The sequence below is a fragment of the Streptomyces rectiviolaceus genome, from assembly GCF_039533825.1.
Taxonomy (GTDB): domain Bacteria; phylum Actinomycetota; class Actinomycetes; order Streptomycetales; family Streptomycetaceae; genus Streptomyces; species Streptomyces rectiviolaceus.
Genome location: NZ_BAAAUG010000126.1, coordinates 71,710 through 87,101 on the forward strand (window position 1 = coordinate 71,710; position 15,392 = coordinate 87,101).

At 71.1% G+C, this 15,392-nt stretch carries 18 protein-coding genes and 2 pseudogenes; 13 read left to right on the top strand and 7 right to left on the bottom strand.

What is annotated here, in order from left to right:
- The first annotated feature begins 28 nt into the window (after window positions 1-28).
- Both ABD378_RS31425 and ABD378_RS31430 read left to right on the top strand, forming a co-directional pair.
- On the top strand, window positions 29-658 hold the full coding sequence (locus ABD378_RS31425) for a dihydrofolate reductase family protein (protein ID WP_344526367.1): 630 nt from the start codon (window positions 29-31) through the stop codon (window positions 656-658).
- A 172-nt stretch (window positions 659-830) separates the two neighbouring features.
- The gene (locus ABD378_RS31430; protein WP_344526369.1) at window positions 831-1,250 is read left to right on the top strand and encodes a hypothetical protein; all 420 of its coding nucleotides are present in this window, start codon (window positions 831-833) and stop codon (window positions 1,248-1,250) included.
- Window positions 1,251-1,291: 41 nt separating this feature from the next.
- On the opposite strand, the gene ABD378_RS31435 is transcribed toward ABD378_RS31430, so the two are convergent.
- Window positions 1,292-2,185: an SAM-dependent methyltransferase gene (locus tag ABD378_RS31435; RefSeq protein WP_344526370.1), complete on the bottom strand. Its 894-nt coding sequence runs from the start codon at window positions 2,183-2,185 to the stop codon at window positions 1,292-1,294.
- A gap of 212 nt (window positions 2,186-2,397) precedes the next feature.
- A complete protein-coding gene (locus ABD378_RS31440; protein WP_344526372.1) occupies window positions 2,398-2,694 on the bottom strand; it encodes a hypothetical protein in 297 nt (98 codons plus the stop codon).
- Between the two features lie 177 nt (window positions 2,695-2,871).
- On the opposite strand from ABD378_RS31440, the gene ABD378_RS31445 reads away from it, so the two are divergent.
- Together ABD378_RS31445 and ABD378_RS31450 are read left to right on the top strand one after the other, a co-directional pair.
- Window positions 2,872-4,194 (top strand): MFS transporter, encoded by a 1,323-nt coding sequence (locus ABD378_RS31445; RefSeq protein WP_344526374.1) that lies wholly within the window; start codon window positions 2,872-2,874, stop codon window positions 4,192-4,194.
- A 4-nt stretch (window positions 4,195-4,198) separates the two neighbouring features.
- Window positions 4,199-4,717, top strand: a complete 519-nt coding sequence (locus tag ABD378_RS31450; RefSeq protein WP_344526414.1) for a TetR/AcrR family transcriptional regulator — start codon at window positions 4,199-4,201, stop codon at window positions 4,715-4,717.
- On the opposite strand, the gene ABD378_RS31455 is transcribed toward ABD378_RS31450, so the two are convergent.
- Complete coding sequence (locus ABD378_RS31455) at window positions 4,622-5,083, bottom strand: hypothetical protein (RefSeq protein ID WP_344526376.1); 462 nt, start codon at window positions 5,081-5,083, stop codon at window positions 4,622-4,624. The two genes, ABD378_RS31450 and ABD378_RS31455, sit on opposite strands and share 96 nt — an antisense overlap.
- Before the next feature lie 296 nt (window positions 5,084-5,379).
- Here ABD378_RS31455 and ABD378_RS31460 point away from each other — a divergent pair, with 296 nt between their 5' ends.
- Window positions 5,380-6,792, top strand: a complete 1,413-nt coding sequence (locus tag ABD378_RS31460) for a PepSY-associated TM helix domain-containing protein (RefSeq protein WP_344526378.1) — start codon at window positions 5,380-5,382, stop codon at window positions 6,790-6,792.
- Window positions 6,793-6,799: 7 nt separating this feature from the next.
- On the opposite strand, the gene ABD378_RS31465 is transcribed toward ABD378_RS31460, so the two are convergent.
- Complete coding sequence (locus ABD378_RS31465; protein ID WP_344526380.1) at window positions 6,800-7,147, bottom strand: ArsR/SmtB family transcription factor; 348 nt, start codon at window positions 7,145-7,147, stop codon at window positions 6,800-6,802.
- A gap of 79 nt (window positions 7,148-7,226) precedes the next feature.
- On the opposite strand from ABD378_RS31465, the gene ABD378_RS31470 reads away from it, so the two are divergent.
- The 4 genes from ABD378_RS31470 (at window position 7,227) to ABD378_RS31485 (ending at window position 10,458) form a co-directional block, all read left to right on the top strand.
- Entirely contained in the window at window positions 7,227-8,318 is a 1,092-nt protein-coding gene (locus ABD378_RS31470; protein WP_344526382.1) for a cation diffusion facilitator family transporter, read from the top strand.
- A gap of 38 nt (window positions 8,319-8,356) precedes the next feature.
- Entirely contained in the window at window positions 8,357-8,779 is a 423-nt protein-coding gene (locus ABD378_RS31475; RefSeq protein ID WP_344526384.1) for a hypothetical protein, read from the top strand.
- A gap of 127 nt (window positions 8,780-8,906) precedes the next feature.
- Window positions 8,907-9,611: a thioredoxin-like domain-containing protein gene (locus tag ABD378_RS31480; protein ID WP_344526386.1), complete on the top strand. Its 705-nt coding sequence runs from the start codon at window positions 8,907-8,909 to the stop codon at window positions 9,609-9,611.
- Window positions 9,612-9,720: 109 nt separating this feature from the next.
- A complete protein-coding gene (locus ABD378_RS31485) occupies window positions 9,721-10,458 on the top strand; it encodes a hypothetical protein (protein WP_344526388.1) in 738 nt (245 codons plus the stop codon).
- A 30-nt stretch (window positions 10,459-10,488) separates the two neighbouring features.
- Here ABD378_RS31485 and ABD378_RS31490 read toward each other — a convergent pair whose 3' ends face one another.
- On the bottom strand, window positions 10,489-10,914 hold the full coding sequence (locus tag ABD378_RS31490; protein ID WP_344526390.1) for an arsenate reductase ArsC: 426 nt from the start codon (window positions 10,912-10,914) through the stop codon (window positions 10,489-10,491).
- A 68-nt stretch (window positions 10,915-10,982) separates the two neighbouring features.
- On the opposite strand from ABD378_RS31490, the gene ABD378_RS31495 reads away from it, so the two are divergent.
- From ABD378_RS31495 to ABD378_RS31510, 4 genes and pseudogenes are all read left to right on the top strand, one after another.
- Complete coding sequence (locus ABD378_RS31495) at window positions 10,983-11,294, top strand: ArsR/SmtB family transcription factor (protein WP_344526392.1); 312 nt, start codon at window positions 10,983-10,985, stop codon at window positions 11,292-11,294.
- Window positions 11,294-12,340: pseudogene (gene arsB / locus ABD378_RS31500) on the top strand (ACR3 family arsenite efflux transporter); the annotation flags it as partial. The gene ABD378_RS31495 and the pseudogene arsB, both read left to right, overlap by 1 nt.
- Window positions 12,223-13,320: pseudogene (locus ABD378_RS31505) on the top strand (NsdA family TPR-like regulatory protein); the annotation flags it as partial. The pseudogenes arsB and ABD378_RS31505, both read left to right, overlap by 118 nt.
- A gap of 81 nt (window positions 13,321-13,401) precedes the next feature.
- Complete coding sequence (locus ABD378_RS31510; protein ID WP_344526398.1) at window positions 13,402-14,127, top strand: tyrosine-protein phosphatase; 726 nt, start codon at window positions 13,402-13,404, stop codon at window positions 14,125-14,127.
- A gap of 39 nt (window positions 14,128-14,166) precedes the next feature.
- On the opposite strand, the gene ABD378_RS31515 is transcribed toward ABD378_RS31510, so the two are convergent.
- Both ABD378_RS31515 and ABD378_RS31520 read right to left on the bottom strand, forming a co-directional pair.
- Window positions 14,167-15,198 carry a phosphotransferase enzyme family protein gene (locus ABD378_RS31515; protein WP_344526400.1) on the bottom strand — a complete coding sequence of 344 codons (1,032 nt, stop codon included), beginning with the start codon at window positions 15,196-15,198 and terminating at the stop codon, window positions 14,167-14,169.
- A 4-nt stretch (window positions 15,199-15,202) separates the two neighbouring features.
- A partial coding sequence (locus tag ABD378_RS31520; RefSeq protein WP_344526402.1) for a hypothetical protein occupies window positions 15,203-15,392 on the bottom strand: 190 nt, incomplete at its 5' end.

The following is a 15,392-nucleotide window of genomic DNA, read 5'->3' on the forward strand; positions in this document are numbered from 1 at the left end:
AGAGCAGGACACCCAGGAGGAGAACGTCATGCCGAAAGTGCGCGTACACAACGTCACCGTCTCCCTGGACGGCTTCGCGGCCGGCCCCCATCAGCGCCTCGACGAGCCCTTCGGGGACGGGATCGAAGGGCTGCACGACTGGATGATCGCCGCCATGCGCGACCGCGCCGACGGCAAGTCGGGGATCGACGTCGAGTGCATCGAGCGCAGCGAGGAGAACATCGGCGCCACCATCATGGGCCGCAACATGTTCGGTCCGCAGCGCGGTCCGTGGCAGGACGAGTCGTGGAAGGGCTGGTGGGGTGACAACCCGCCCTACCACCATGACGTGTTCGTCCACACCCACCATGTGCGGCCCTCGCTCGCGATGGAGGGTGGGACCACCTTCCACTTCACCGACGAGCCCATCGATACGGTCCTCGCGCGAGCCTTCGACGCGGCGGCGGGCCAGGACGTACGCATCGGAGGCGGTTCGGCCACCGTGCAGCAGTATCTGCGCGCCGGGCTGATCGACGAGATGCATCTGGTCGTCGTCCCGCTCCTCGTCGGCCGGGGCGAGCGGCTGCTCGACAACGTGGCCGACGGGATCGACGGCTATCAGGTGACCGAGCTCGTCAGTTCCGCGACCGCCACCCATGCCCACCTGGTCCGGCGCTGATCAGGCCGGGCAGCGAGGGCAGTTGCGGCGCTGTGACCGGTTTTACCGGATTCCGTTACGCGCTCTCGGGGTGATCGCAATGTCGGGTGCATACGTTTATGTTCCTCATGGTGCGGCTCGTCGCACGACGAGGACCGCGTACTGACCGACACCCAAGGGGATCACTGCCGTTATGCGAAACACCCGCCGCCACAGCCTTCTGCGCACCGCCGCCGTCTCCGCTCTCGCCGGATCGGTTCTGTTGATTCCCGCCACCGCCGCGCTCGCCGACGGGCGCGGCCCGGAGCCGCTCCCGGCGCAGGCCGCGGCCAAGCCCGCCCCGGCCACGCTCACGGCGAAGGCGTCCGTCTCCCACGTCCGCGCCTGGCAGGAGCTGCGCATCACGGGCAAGGCGACCGGACTGAAGGCCGGGAGCAAGGTGACCCTGCAGCAGAAGCAGCGCGGGGCGTGGAAGGCCCTGCCCGCCAGTACGGTCGTCAACAAGTCCGGCAGCTATGGCCTGCGCGTCAAACTGGGCATCAAGGGCAAGAACGAACTGCGCGTCGCCGCCGGCGCCACCGTCTCGCCCGTCGTCACGGTGACCGTGAACTGACCCGCGGTAGGCCTGCGGGTCGCGCCCGAGCGTGCGACGCGTCAGGCCTCGGGGGCGCGCACGACGAGCAGGTAGTAGTCCATGTGGTTGCGGCAGAAGGAGCGGTAGGGGGCCATCAGCGGATCGGTGTGGGTCAGGGCCTCCTTGCCGAACCGCTCCTCCATCTCGCCGCGCCGGTCCTCGTAGAGCACGCACATGAGCTCGCCGCACAGCGCCGCGTTCGCGGTCATGTCCCGCACGGATTCGACGCGGAAGCCGGTCTGCTGGAGTTCGTCGACGAGTGTGGCGAACGGGGTGAGCGGGGGACAGGTCCACATCCGCGTGTAGGCCTGCACTTCCTCGGCGGTGGGGCGGCCGCGCAGGGTGAACTCCGTGAACAGGAACCGTCCGCCGGGGCGCAGCACCCGCAGGGCTTCACGGAGCCCTGCGGGCCGGTCGGAGAGGTGGGGGACGCAGTCGATGGACCAGGCGGCGTCGAACGCGGCGTCCGCGTAGTCCAGTCGCATGGCGTTGCCGTAGGCGAAGTCGACCCGCTCGGCGAGGCCCCGGGATGTGAGGTCCCGGGCCGTGAGGCGATCCTGGCACCGGGCGAGCTGGCTCTTGCTGACATTGATCCCGGTGACGCGGGCGCCGGTGCGCTCTGCCAGGCGGACGGCCGGGCCGCCGGTGCCGCAGCCGATGTCGAGCAGGTGCTCGTGGGGCGCCAAGTCGATGGTGTCGACGAGGAATTCGGTCTGCCGGTCCTGGGCGAGGTCGGCCAGCGCGGTCAGTGTGGTGGCGGGCGGGCGCTCGCCGTGCGGCGCGTACATGCCGATGTGAAGCGCGGTCGAGCCGAGCGTCATGGCGAGCATGTCGCCGAACTGGTCGTACATCGCCCCGACTTCTTCGGGGGTGGGGGCCGTCGTGCCGCTTGCGCCGAGGTCTTCCACGGTCATGGTGCATCCCTTTCAGCGACGGGTGGCCGGTCAAGGAATTGCGCTCGAGAAGCTCGTGAGATTCGACAGATTGGCGTGCTCGAGAAGACGGTGAAGGGGCGCCGACGCGGTACGCGCCGGACGCTCGGACGCTAGCACCGGTCGGGCCCACCGGTGGAGCCCCGAAAGCGCCAAGCAGCTCCGCGGCTCAGCTGCCCGGCGCCCGGTGACGGTCACTCACGCTCTGCGCGCTCCGACGGCTCGGCGTCGGCGGACCCCTCGGCCCCGGCGTGCGCGTCGACCTGCCGGCCCACCTCACGCGCCTCGTCGGTCAGCATCCGCAGCCTGGCCTCGGCCTGATCCGCGCGGGCCTGGAGGCGGGCGGTGTCGTCGGCGATGACCTGGCAGGCCAGATCCATCGCGGCGTCCACGTCCTCCGGAGAGCCGCGCTCCGCAAGCTCCTCCAGTGCGCTCTTGACCGCGGGGATGCCGCCGCGGGTGTGGATGTCGTTCCAGAACTCGTAGTCCATCCGGGCAGTTTGCCGGATCGCGGAGCGCGGGGCGAACCGGACCGGTGAGCAGGGCCCCGTCCCTCCGAGACACCGCCCGTGATAGAAAGTGGGACGTTCGTTCAAGTTTCTTGTGATGCGCCGCGGAGGCCCGAATGCACCACTTCCTGCTGCCCGGAAACAGCCGAGGGGCGCTCGATGGCTAACCCCTACCGCGTGCTGTTCTCCGCCCCCGGGGCCAAGGGCTTCTCCGCGGCCGGGCTGCTCGCGCGGCTGCCGCTGCCGATGACCCACATGGGCATCCTCACGATGCTGTCCGAGCTCCGGGGTGAGTACGCGCTCGCGGGCGCCGTCGCCGGGACGTTCACGCTGTCCATGGCACTGATAGGCCCTCAGATATCGCGCGTGGTCGACCGGTTGGGGCAGGGACGTGTGCTGCTTCCCGCCACCGGCGTCAGCGTCGCGGCGCTGGGCGGGCTGCTGCTGTGCGCGTACTACGACGCGCCCGTGTGGACCCTCTTCGTCTTCGCGTTCCTGGCCGGGTTCATGCCGAGCATGGGCGCGATGGTCAGGGCCCGCTGGACCCATCTGTACCGCGGTTCGTCGCGGCTCAACGCCGCGTACTCCCTGGAATCCGTGGTCGACGAGCTCACGTACATCGTGGGGCCCGCCATCGCCGTGGTCCTTGGCACGGCCCTCTTCCCCGAAGCGGGGCCGATGGTCGCGGCGGTGCTCCTCGTCGTGGGGGTACTGCTCTTCGTCCCGCAGAAGCGCACCGAACCGCCCGTGCAGCCGCAGGCCCGCGGCGCGGGGCGGTCGGCGATCAGGTCCGGCTCGCTTCTCGCGATGGCGCTCACGCTGATGTTCGGCGGCGCCATCGCGGGGACCGTCGACACGATGGGGCTCGCCTTCGCCCAGGAGCAGGGGCAGAAGGGGTCCGCGGGGATCGTCTTCGCCGTGTACGCCGTCGGGTCCGCCGTCTCGGGGCTGACCTTCGGTGCGCTGAAGTGGAGCGTGCCGCTCCCACGGCTCCTCGTGCTCGGGGTGACGGGCACGGCCCTGACGACACTGCCGTTCCTCGTCGTGAACAGCATCGCGACCCTGTCCGCCGCGGTCTTCCTCGCCGGCGTGTTCTTCGCGCCCACCATGGTCACCATCATGGGCATCGTCGAGAAGCTCACTCCCGCGGCCCGGCTCACCGAAGGGATGACCTGGATGATCGCGGGCCTGCAGATCGGCGTGGCGCTCGGCGCCGCCGCCTCGGGACAGGTCGTGGACTCCTTCGGGACCCGGGCCGGCTTCGTCGTGTCCTTGGCCATGGGCGCACTCGCGCTCCTGACGACCCTGCTGAGCTACCGGCACGTGAGCGCCGAGACGGCGCGGGCGGCCGAGGGGGAGGAGGCTGCGAGAGGGCCTCACCAGCCAGGTATCGTCGCGGAGACCGTCACCGGACAGGAGTCGCACACTGAACGAGTCGATCACCGACGGCCGTCGGGCCAAGGGCGAACGCCGTCGACGTGAACTGATCGAGGCCACCTTGCGCGTGATCGCGCGTGACGGCGCCTCGGGGGTGACCCACCGCAAGGTGGCCCGCGAGGCGGAGCTGCCGACCACCGCGAGCACGTACTACTTCGAGAGCATCGACGCCCTGCTGACCGCGGCGCTGACGTCCTGCATGAACGAGGACTCCGAGCGGCTGCGCCGGCTGATCGAGGCACCCGACGAGGGCGCCGACAAGCGCGGCGCCCTCGCCCGCCTGATGGCCGACCTGCTCACGGCCCCAGGGCGGCTGCTCGCCGAGTTCGAACTGTGCCTGCTCGCCTCGCGCAGGCCCGACCTGCGCGGGCCCACGCGGCACTGGGCGGACACGCTGTGCGCCTTCGCCCGGCTCTTCACCGACGATCCATTGCGCGTCAAGCTCTTCGCCAACGCCTACGACGGCCTGCTTCTACAGGCGCTCCTCGCGGACACGCCCGTCACAGCTGACGAGTTCGAGGCCATGCTGCGCGAACTGCTCCCCGGGAACGCCGGGACGGCCGACTGAGCGGGGCCCGACGCCCAGGGCCCGCAGACTCCGCAGGACTTCGCGGCAGGCGGCCGCCGCGCTGTCGGTGGCCTCGGAGTAGAGGCGGCAGTGCTCGTGCTGCGGCGCATGCCGGGCACGCAGCTCATGGCCGTGCTCACAGGCCATCACGCACCGCGTGGCGGAGGCCACGTCGGCGCAGTTCCGATCGCGGTTGACGGCGGCCCGCAGTTCGTCGGCCACCTTCTCGGCGAGCATGCCGACCGCGCAGGCGGTCACGGCCTGTTCGCACGCGGAGAGGGCGTCGGCGGCGGTGGCGGGGGCCTGGTTGTCGAGGTGGTCGGCACGCGAGGCATGGCTGTCGAACAACTCGCGGCCCTGGAGCATCGCGTCCCCAACGGAGTCTTGGGGCCCGGTCCAGGGAGGCTCCCGGTCCTGTGGGTTCCGGTCTCCCGACGCCAGTTCTGCCCCTGCCGCCGGTGAACGGCGCGGGGAAAAGCGATCGCGGCGCGCGGCGGTCCGCCGGATCCTCCCCGTGGCCCCGGATCTCCCCGCACCCGCCCCTGGGGCGCGCCTGGCGCAAATTCATGGCCTTCTCCGGGAACTTTTCCGCCTCGCCGGCCGACTCCTGCACCGGCCGGCCACGGCCGATCCGCACCGCCGTTGATCCAGGAGAGCAGCTCATGTCCGCCGAACCCACACTCCTCGCCCCGGATGACGGGCAGGAGACCCAGGGGGCGCCGCCGCCCTCCGCAGGACGGTCCGGGTGGGCGTCGCTGCGTCCGCTCGTGCTGCGACTGCACTTCTACGCCGGGGTGCTCATCGCCCCCTTCCTGCTCGTCGCCGCCACCACGGGACTCCTGTACGCCTGCTCGTACCAGGCCGAGAAGATCGTGTACTCCCACGAACTGCGCGTCCCCGTCGGCGAGAACAAGACCGAGCTGCCGATCTCGCAACAGGTGGCCGCCGCCCGCAAGGCGCACCCCGAGGGCACGGTCAACGCGGTACGGCCCTCGCCGGAGGACGGCGCGACCACCCGTGTGCTGCTGTCCGGAGCGCCGGGCGTGGACGCCGACCACACCCTCGCCGTGTTCGTGAACCCCTACAACGGCGAAGTGCGGGGCGCCCTTGAGCAGTACGGCTCAACCGGCGCGCTGCCGCTGCGCACCTGGATCGACGAGCTCCACCGCGATCTGCACCTGGGCGAGACCGGCCGCCTCTACAGCGAACTCGCCGCCAGCTGGCTGTGGGTGATCGCGGGCGGCGGTCTGGTGCTGTGGTTCGGCCGGCGAAGGTCCCAGCGCAAGCTGCGCGGGGCCACCGGCCGTCGGCGCACGCTCTCGCTGCACGGCTCGGTGGGTGTGTGGGCCGCCGCCGGACTGATCTTCCTGTCGGCGACGGGGCTGACCTGGTCGACGTACGCGGGACAGAGCGTCGGCGACCTGCGCGAGGCCATCGGGCAGACGACGCCGGAGCTGACGGCGGCCGCCGCGGGCGGGGGAGAGCACGCGGGCCATGGTGGATCGGGCTCGTCCGGCGCCACCGGCGGCGGTGCCGGGCTCGACGCCGTGCTGAAGTCCGCCCGTGCCGAGGGGCTCTCCGACCCGGTCGAGGTCGTGCCGCCCGCCGACGCGTCGTCCACGTACGTCGTCCGGCAGATCCAGCGCAGCTGGCCCGAGAAGCAGGACTCCGTCGCCGTCGACCCGGCCACCGGTGAGGTCACCGAAGTACTGCGGTTCGCCGACTACCCCGTGCTCGCCAAGCTGACCCGCTGGGGCATCGACGCGCACACCGGCACGCTGTTCGGGCTCGCCAACCAGGTCGCTCTCGCCGTTCTCGCCCTCGGCCTGATCCTGATGATCGTGTGGGGGTACCGCATGTGGTGGCAGCGCGGGCGCGGCAGTTCCTTCGGGCGTCCGCTGCCGCGCGGGACGTGGCAGAACGTACCGGCGTACGTCCTGGTCCCGTTGATGGCGGTGATCGCCGTGCTCGGCTACTTCGTGCCGCTGCTCGGCATCCCGCTGGCGGCCTTCCTCGCCGTGGACATCGCGTTGGGGGAGATCGCCTACCGGCGTGGCAGGCGCACCTACGCCTGAGGCACGCTCAGTCGTGGGTGGCCGCGCCGCTGAGGTGGTGGTCGGCGAGGTTCAGGACCTCGTCGACCACGCGGCGCAGGTGCCCGTCGGGCGGGCCGTAGACCATCCGTCGCCCTTCCTTGCGTACGGAAACGAGTCCGGCGAGGCGCAGCTTGGCGAGGTGCTGGCTGACCGCGGGGCGGGCCGCGCCGCACGCGGCAGTCAGTGTCGTGACGTCCGCCTCGCCCGTGCCGAGGGTGTGCAGCAGGGCGAGCCGGGTGCGGTCGGCGAGGAGACCGAGGACCTCGGCCGCATGGGCGAAGTGCTCGGCGCCCGGATCTTGCGGGTGCGCACCGTGCGCAGGTGATAGCTGCATGCGTGCGCTCATACGCACATAATGGGTGCGGGCGCCTCGCGGTGTCCACTCTCCCGTCCCGCGTCGGAAGGCCGTACTCGTGAGTGAGCAGCACGGACACCACCCGCACCCTCCGCACGAGCACCACCACCATGACCACGCACATGGTCATCGTCATGGTCATGAGACCGGCGGTGCGGGGCGTTTGGCCCGGTGGCGGCACAAGGCCGGGCACGTGGTGAAGCCGCACTCGCACGAGACCGCCGACAAGGTCGACCCTGCGCTGGAATCATCCGCGCGCGGCATGCGCGCGCTGTGGATCTCGCTGGCCGTCCTGGGCGTGACGGCCGTGGCCCAGGCGGTGATCGTGGTGCTCACCGGTTCCGTCGCGCTGCTCGGCGACACCGTGCACAACGCGGCGGACGCCCTGACCGCGATCCCCCTCGGCATCGCCTTCGTCCTGGGCCGACGGGCCGCCACCCGCCGCTTCACCTACGGCTACGGCCGCGCCGAGGACCTCGCGGGCATCGTCATCCTCCTGACGATCGCCGCATCCGCGGCTTTCGCCGCCTGGGCGGCGGTCGACCGACTGCTCAACCCCCGTACCCTGGCGCACCTTTGGGTGGTGGCTGCCGCCGCGGTCATCGGATTCATCGGCAACGAATGGGTCGCCCGCTACCGCATCCGCGTCGGCCGCGAGATCGGCTCGGCCGCCCTGGTGGCCGACGGCCTGCATGCCCGGACCGACGGATTCACCTCTCTCGCCGTCCTGTTGAGCGCGGGCGGCGCGGCCCTCGGCTGGCGGCTCGCCGACCCGATCGTTGGCCTGCTGATCACCGCGGCGATTCTGCTGGTCCTGCGGGACGCGGCGCGCGAGGTCTTCCGCCGGGTGATGGACGCCGTCGACCCGGCCCTGGTCGACGCGGCGGAGGAGGCGCTCCTGGCCGTTTCCGGCGTACGCGGTGTCGGCGAGCTGCGCCTGCGCTGGATCGGACACCGGCTGCGCGCCGAGGTGGCGGTCGTGGTGGACGGGGAGTTGTCCGTACGGGAGGCGCACGAGGTCGCTGTCGACGCGGAGCACGCCTTGCTGCACGCGGTGCCGAAGCTCACCGCCGCACTGGTGCACGCCGATCCGGCGCCCGTGCCCGGCGCCCCGGACCCGCACAAGGTCCTCGCGCACCACGGGGCTTGAGTCCGGCACAGATCCGGCAGCGGCTACTATCTGCGGCCATGGCGTCAGGTCTGCGGGACACGGTGTGCGGTGAGCTGCGTGCCGCCGCGCGCTGCGCCGTTCTCGGGATCAGCCTGACCACCCTGCTGGCCGTCCTGTGCGTGTGCTTCGGCTCGGCGGCACAGCACGACGACACACGCGCCCGCGACGTGCTCTCGTCCTCCGCCGCGCCCATGGGCGGAGCCGGAGCCTCGGCCTCCGCCGAGGAAGTCTCACTCGGCCACAGCTGTCCGCCCGGCGACCAGTGCGCATCCGCCACGCACGCCGCGGCGATCGTGCTCCCGGCCCCCGAACCTTCGGCGCCGACGACGCCGGGGGATGCGGGGCTGCCCGCGCCGCCGCCCGCCGCGCATCCCGTACCGCGAGAGCCTGTTCACCGGTACGCCCCTGACCTCCACGTCCTTCAGGTGCAGCGGACCTAGGCCGGACCCCGCGAGGCCGAACCCGTCCGGTCACGGACGCGGCAGCGGTCGCGCGCCCGCGCCGATCACCTCACACCATCCCCACCGCCGCGCCCCGGGCACGGCGGGGACAAGGACATCTCCGAACATGGGCACCTCCAAGACAGGCAAGACAGGCACCTCCAAGACCGGCACCTCCAAGACAGGCAAGAAGGCCGCGACCTCCGCCGAACGCAAGGCCCGCATCCAGGAGTTGCGCCGCGCCGAGCAGGCGCGCGACCGGCGCAACCGTGTCATCGCCATCACCGCGGGCGTGGCCGTACTGGCCGGGCTCGCGGGATTCGGCTCGTACGTCCTGCTCGACGCGTCGGAGAAGAAGGACAAGAAAGAGGCCGTCGCGCAGGCCCCCGTCAACGGCGAGAAGACGTGGGACGCGAAGAAGCTCGGGCGCGATCACGTCACGAAGACGGTCGACTACCCGATGACCCCGGCAGCGGGCGGCGATCACAGCCAGGCGTGGGCCAACTGCCAGGGCGATGTGTACGACAAGCCCCTGGGCGAGGAGAACGCCGTCCACTCGCTGGAGCACGGCGCGGTGTGGATCACGTACAACGACAAGGCGGCGACCGGCGACATAAAGACGCTGGGCCAGAAGGTCCGCACGACGCCCTACACGCTGATGAGCCCGGTCAAGGAGCAGAAGGGTGCTCTCACGCTCACCGCGTGGGGCCGCCAGCTCACCGTGGACAAGGCATCCGATCCCCGGGTCGAGCAGTTCCTGGGCAAGTACGTCCAGGGCGAGCAGACTCCCGAGCCCGGCGCGGCCTGTACGGGCGGGGTCGGACCGGCGTGAGGGAGAGCGCTTGAGCGGGAGCGGGCGGGCGGGGAGCCGTTGAACCCGCCCGGCCGCTCCCCGCTCCCGCCGGGTGCCATCGTGGGGCGGTACGCCTAGTCTCTGTGGTGTGCTGAGCATCGTGGATGATCTGGCCGGGTTCGGACCGCTGCGGATGTGCGCCCACGCGCCGTCGGCCGCCGACCCGGACGACCTGACCGGTCTGCGTGTGCTCCTCGTCGCGGACGTCCTGGCCCGCGTCGTCGAGCTGCGCGGCCGAGCCGTCCTGATCGGGTGGACGTGCCCGCCGACCGAGGCAGCCGACGCCGCCGGTATCCGTCCGGCCGACGCCCACGGCACCGCCGACGAGATCGCCGAAGCTCTCGGCGGTCAGCCGGCCGTGCACTTCACCAGCCGTACGTACGAAGGCGCGGGCGGTCTGTCCCTGCACGTCGGCGAAGCCGCCGTCAGGGGAGACGCGGACCGGGGCGCGGACCAGGACGTGGAACGAGACGCGCTCGCCCTGCGGCTGCTCCTGCTCGGCCACCCGCATCACGAACCCGTCGACGTCACCGGGCAAGCCGTCGATGCCGCCGGTGAGAAGCTCGCCAACTGGCGCAAAGCCGTGGCCGCTTGGGCCGAGGAGCCGTCCAAGGCGATGCCCGCCCACTTCGTGGAAAGGGCCCGCGCCGCCCTGGAGAACGGTCTCGACACCCCGGCCGTGCTGCGGCTCCTCGGCGATCTGGAGGCAGCCGGCGACGTGCCGGGCGGCGCCAAGTTCGAGACGTTCGCCCACCTCGACCGCGTACTGGGTCTGGAAGTCGTCCGCGATGTCGGCCGCTCGGATTCGGCCGAGGTGTACCGGTGAGCCACGCTCCGCGACGCATCCCGCTGACGATCAGCGCGCGCTCGCGCTTCCCGCGTCGATCTCGGCGACGAGGGCCTCGACGCGGGTCCTGATCTCGTCGCGGATGGGGCGAACGGCCTCCACCCCCTGACCTGCCGGATCCGCCAGCTCCCAGTCGAGGTACTTCTTGCCGGGGAAGACCGGGCAGGCGTCGCCGCAGCCCATGGTGATGACGTAGTCGGACGCCTGGACGGCCTCGGTGGTCAGCACCTTCGGCCGCCGGTCGGAGATGTCGACGCCGACCTCCTCCATGGCTTCGACGGCTGCCGGATTGACCTGGTCGCCGGGCAGCGAACCGGCGGAACGCACCTCGACGCGATCGCCCGCGAGGTGGGTCAGGAATCCGGCGGCCATCTGTGAGCGTCCGGCGTTGTGGACGCAGACGAAGAGGACGGAGGCGAGGGGGGAGGCGGGCATCGGCTCTTCCTTCGGTACGGTTCAGCCCGGACTGGTATCAGTTCCGGGTGATGTGAAAGTATCAGTACATGATGACGTCAGTCGACACTGATCTGATCCGGGTGCTCGCCGACCCGCTCAGGCTCCGGATCGTGACCCTGCTCGCCCACGAGACGCTCTGCACCACGCACCTGGTCGAGGAGACCGGTGCCCGGCAGACGAACCTCTCCAACCATCTGAAGGTGCTGCGCGAGGCCGGTGTGGTGGAGACCGAGCCGTGCGGGCGCTTCACCTACTACCGGCTGCGGCCCGAGGCCATCGAGACGCTCGCAGGCTCCCTCGGGGAGCTGGCGGCCACGGCGCGCACGACGGTCGATTCCAACCGGAAGCGGGCCTGCTGATGACCGCGACCGAACCCGGCACCGCGGCGTCGCCCCGGGGCACCGACGATGCCTCGATCGTCGCCAGACTTTCCACCCTCGACCGGTTCCTCGCGGTGTGGATCCTCGTCGCGATGGGTCTCGGCCTCGGTCTCGGGCGGCTGGTCCCCGGACTGGACGACGCCCTCGCCAAGGTCGAGATCGGCGGTGTCTCGCTGCCGATCGCCGTCGGCCTGCTGATCATGATGTATCCGGTCCTGGCCAAGGTCCGCTACGACAGGCTCGACGCCGTGACGGGCGACCGCAGGCTGATGGCCTCGTCGCTGGTCATCAACTGGCTCGTCGGCCCGGCCGTCATGTTCGCGCTGGCGTGGACGTTCCTGCCGGACCTGCCCGAGTACCGCACCGGGCTCATCATCGTCGGGCTCGCCCGCTGTATCGCGATGGTCATCATCTGGAACGACCTGGCCTGCGGCGATCGCGAGGCGGCGGCCGTCCTCGTCGCTCTCAACTCCGTCTTCCAGGTCTTCGCCTTCGGCGTCCTCGGCTGGTTCTACCTCGACCTGCTGCCGGGCTGGCTCGGCCTCGGTGACGGCGAGCAGCTCGACATCTCCCCGTGGAAGATCGCCCTGAACGTGGTCGTCTTTCTCGGCGTCCCGCTCCTCGCGGGCTTCCTCACCCGCCGGATCGGCGAGAAGCGCCTTGGCCGCGAGAGGTACGAGTCCGCGTTCCTGCCCAGGATCGGGCCGTGGGCCCTGTACGGCCTGCTGTTCACGATCGTCGTCCTCTTCGCGCTCCAAGGGGAGACGATCACTTCCCGGCCGCTGGACGTGGTCCGCATCGCACTGCCGCTGCTCGTCTACTTCGCGGTGATGTGGTTCGGCACCTTCGCCCTGGGCAAGGCCATCGGCCTCGCCTACGACCGCACCGCGACCCTCGCCTTCACCGCCGCGGGCAACAACTTCGAGCTGGCCATCGCGGTGGCCATCGCCACCTTCGGCGTGACGTCCGGGCAGGCGCTGTCCGGGGTGGTGGGCCCGCTGATCGAGGTGCCGGTCCTGATCGCGCTGGTGTACGTCTCGTTGGCGTGGCGCAAGAAGTTCACGTCCCCGAGCCGGAGTTCATGACGCCGGTGATCGCTTTGGCCGCGCGCACCATCGAGCACCTCGTGGCTCTCGACGCCACGTCCGGCGCGACCTCCGCGATGCCCGCCGTGCGCGAGGCCGTGCGGCGCATCCCGGAACTGTCCGCCGATCCCGGGGCCCTGCGCGACCAGGGCAGCGACCGGCTCGCGGCCCTCGCCGAACTGTGCGAAGTCATCGGGTGGATCCTCTTCGACGCGGGTTTCCACCGCGGGGCCCACCGGATGAACGCACGGGCGCTGGCCCTGGCGGAGCTCTGCGGCGACCGTTGGACGGCCCGCTTCGTCCTGCTGAACGACAGCATGCTCAAGGCCCATACGGGTGCGCCGCGCACCGCCCTGGAGACCGCTTCCCGCGTGAGCGGGACGCGAGCGCTCCCCGCCAGGGTCAGCAGCCTCGTCCTGATCCGCCAGGCGCACGCGATCGCCATGCTCGGCGGCCACCGGGAGCCCATGGACCTGATGTCCCGTGCCCAGAGCCGGTTCCTTGACGGCGTATCGCGCCACGACCCGCCCTGGGCCTGGTGGATCGACCAGACCGAACTGCTCGGCCACCAGGGCTGGGTCCTTGCCCGGCTGCGCCGCTGGGACCAGGCCATTGCCCTCCTGCACGAGGCGGCCACCGCGCCCGGCCCCTCCTACCGGAACCTGTTCACCGCGCAGCTTCTTACGGCCCTGGCCCGAGCCGGAGCCTGGCGAGAGGCGGAGGACCTCATCGCCGAGCTCGCTCCCCGCGCCGCCCGCATCGGGTCCGTACGCACGACTCAGGAACTCGGAACGACGGCGTCCCGCCTGCTCGGGACCACCGGCGCTCCCGCACCGCTCAAGGAGGCGGCAGCGTTCCTGCTGGAGTCCCTGCCCGCTGTGGGAGTCCTCAGCCCGGGCCCAAGGTCTGTCGCGCCCTGACGTCGACCACGAGCTATCCACGGACTCCGCCCGCCTGCCGGCGCCGGTGCCCCTGGGGCTCCGCCACGTAGGCTTCCGCGGGTGAGACGACACATAGACTTCGAGCGCCTGCACAACTTCCGGGACCTGGGCGGTTATCGGACCTCTGACGGTCGCACGGTGCGTTGGGGCCGCCTGTACCGCTCAGACTCGCTCGCCAAGTTGCAGGGCGCCGACTGGGACCGCTTCCATGCGCTGGACATCCGCACGGTGATCGATCTGCGCTACCCGTGGGAGATCGAGGCCAAGGGACGGGTGCCCGAAGCGGAAGGGCTCGCCTACGTCAACCTCAGCGTGGAGCACCGCCCTTACGACCAGGCGGAGATCGACCCCGGCCTCGACCCCTGGCGTTTCCTCGCCGACCGGTACGCGGAGGTCGCCATCGACGGCGCCGGGGAACTCCACCAGGCCCTTGAGACCATCGCGTCCGAGAGCGCCCCACAGGTCTTCCACTGTGCATCGGGCAAGGACCGCACCGGGCTGCTCGCCGGTCTCGTCCTCTCGCTCCTGGGCGTGGACGAGGACGACATCGTCGCGGACTTCGCCCTCACCGAACTGGCCACGGACCGCCTGATCGCCGACTGGAAGGCGGCCCACCCTGACCGGCCGCTGAACTGGCCCGGCTACGGGCGGGCGCCCGAGGAGATCATGCGCCTCTTCCTCGCCGACCTGACCGCCACCTACGGCTCGGTGCACGACTACGCGGTCAAGCAACTCGGCGTCGACGCCCCCCTCATCGCCCGGCTGCGTACGCAACTGCTGGACTGAACGACCGGTACCGCCGCCGACGGACCTCGACGCGGTGGCTCAGCCCCCGAGCGCCGCGTAGGTGCGCTCGGCGATGTCGACGACGTCGTCCGGCCGGAACTGACCGGCGAAGTGACGCAGGCTGAGCGCGCGGTCGTCGCCGTCGTGCGGCGCGCCGAGCAGGAGTTCGTCGCAGAACTCGGCGGTGTCCTGAACGATGCGCTCGCATCGGTAGTACGCGAGCGTCCGCGCGTCGACCTCGTGCGTGCCGCGGCCGTAGCCCCGGTAGAAGGCGGCGCACTCGGCAGGCTCGTTCCAGACACCGCCCACCCCGCCTCCGATGAACATCAAGTCGCGCTCCGGCGGCGCCAGCACGGGATCGTCCCAGTCGACCACCACGAGAGCCCCGTCGTCGGCGACCACGACATTGCCAGCGTGCAGGTCACCATGGCACAGCACCGATGCCCGGTCCCTTCCGCGCAGAACCGCCGCCAGCTCTTCGGCACGCTCGACGATGGCGGAAAGCTGCTGCCGCCGAGCCTTGAGGATGGCGGCCAACTCCCTTGCCGGGGCGTCGGGCAGGCGTTGCGGTGTGTCGGAGGCGAGATGGCGGCGCACCTTGTCACGCCACAGTGGGCCATAGGCCTCCACCCGGATCGACGAGCGCAGGTCCGGCGGCAGGCCGACACCGTGCAGGGCGCGCACGCAGGTCCCCAGCGCGGTCCACTGATCCTGCGTCAGCCTCACGTCGAATCCGCTGCGGCCTTCGACGAAGGGGTAGAGGACGGCGACGTATCCATCAAGGGGGCTCGAGAGACGGCCGTCGCGGTCGGGCAGCGGAGCGATGACGCGCGCAGCTTCGGAACCGACTCCGGCTTCGGCGAGGTAGCTCTGCAGTCGGGTTGTCGTGTCGTCCGCCGTCCCGCGCCGCAGCTTCAGGAAGTACGCGCCGTCGTCAGCGGAGAGCCGGAACGTGGCGGCGTCGGCGTCCGCACCGAGTGCCAGAGGGGCGACGTCGACGACACGCAGGCCATAGGCGGCCTGGACGTGCCGGGTGATGTCGCCGCTGTCGACGCCGGGCTTTCCGATCACGGCTTCATCCTGGCACGCACTCCAGCGCCGCACGGGCGGTGCGCGCGGCCGTCGCCGGGTCAAGGACGGCGCCCTGCCGGTACGCCTCGGTGAAGCCTGCCTCGCCCAGAGTGGCGGTGGCCGTCGCGGTGATCCGGTCGACGTCGGCGCGCTCGGAATCCGGCAGTGGCGCGTGCACGCCGCGCCGGGCTGCG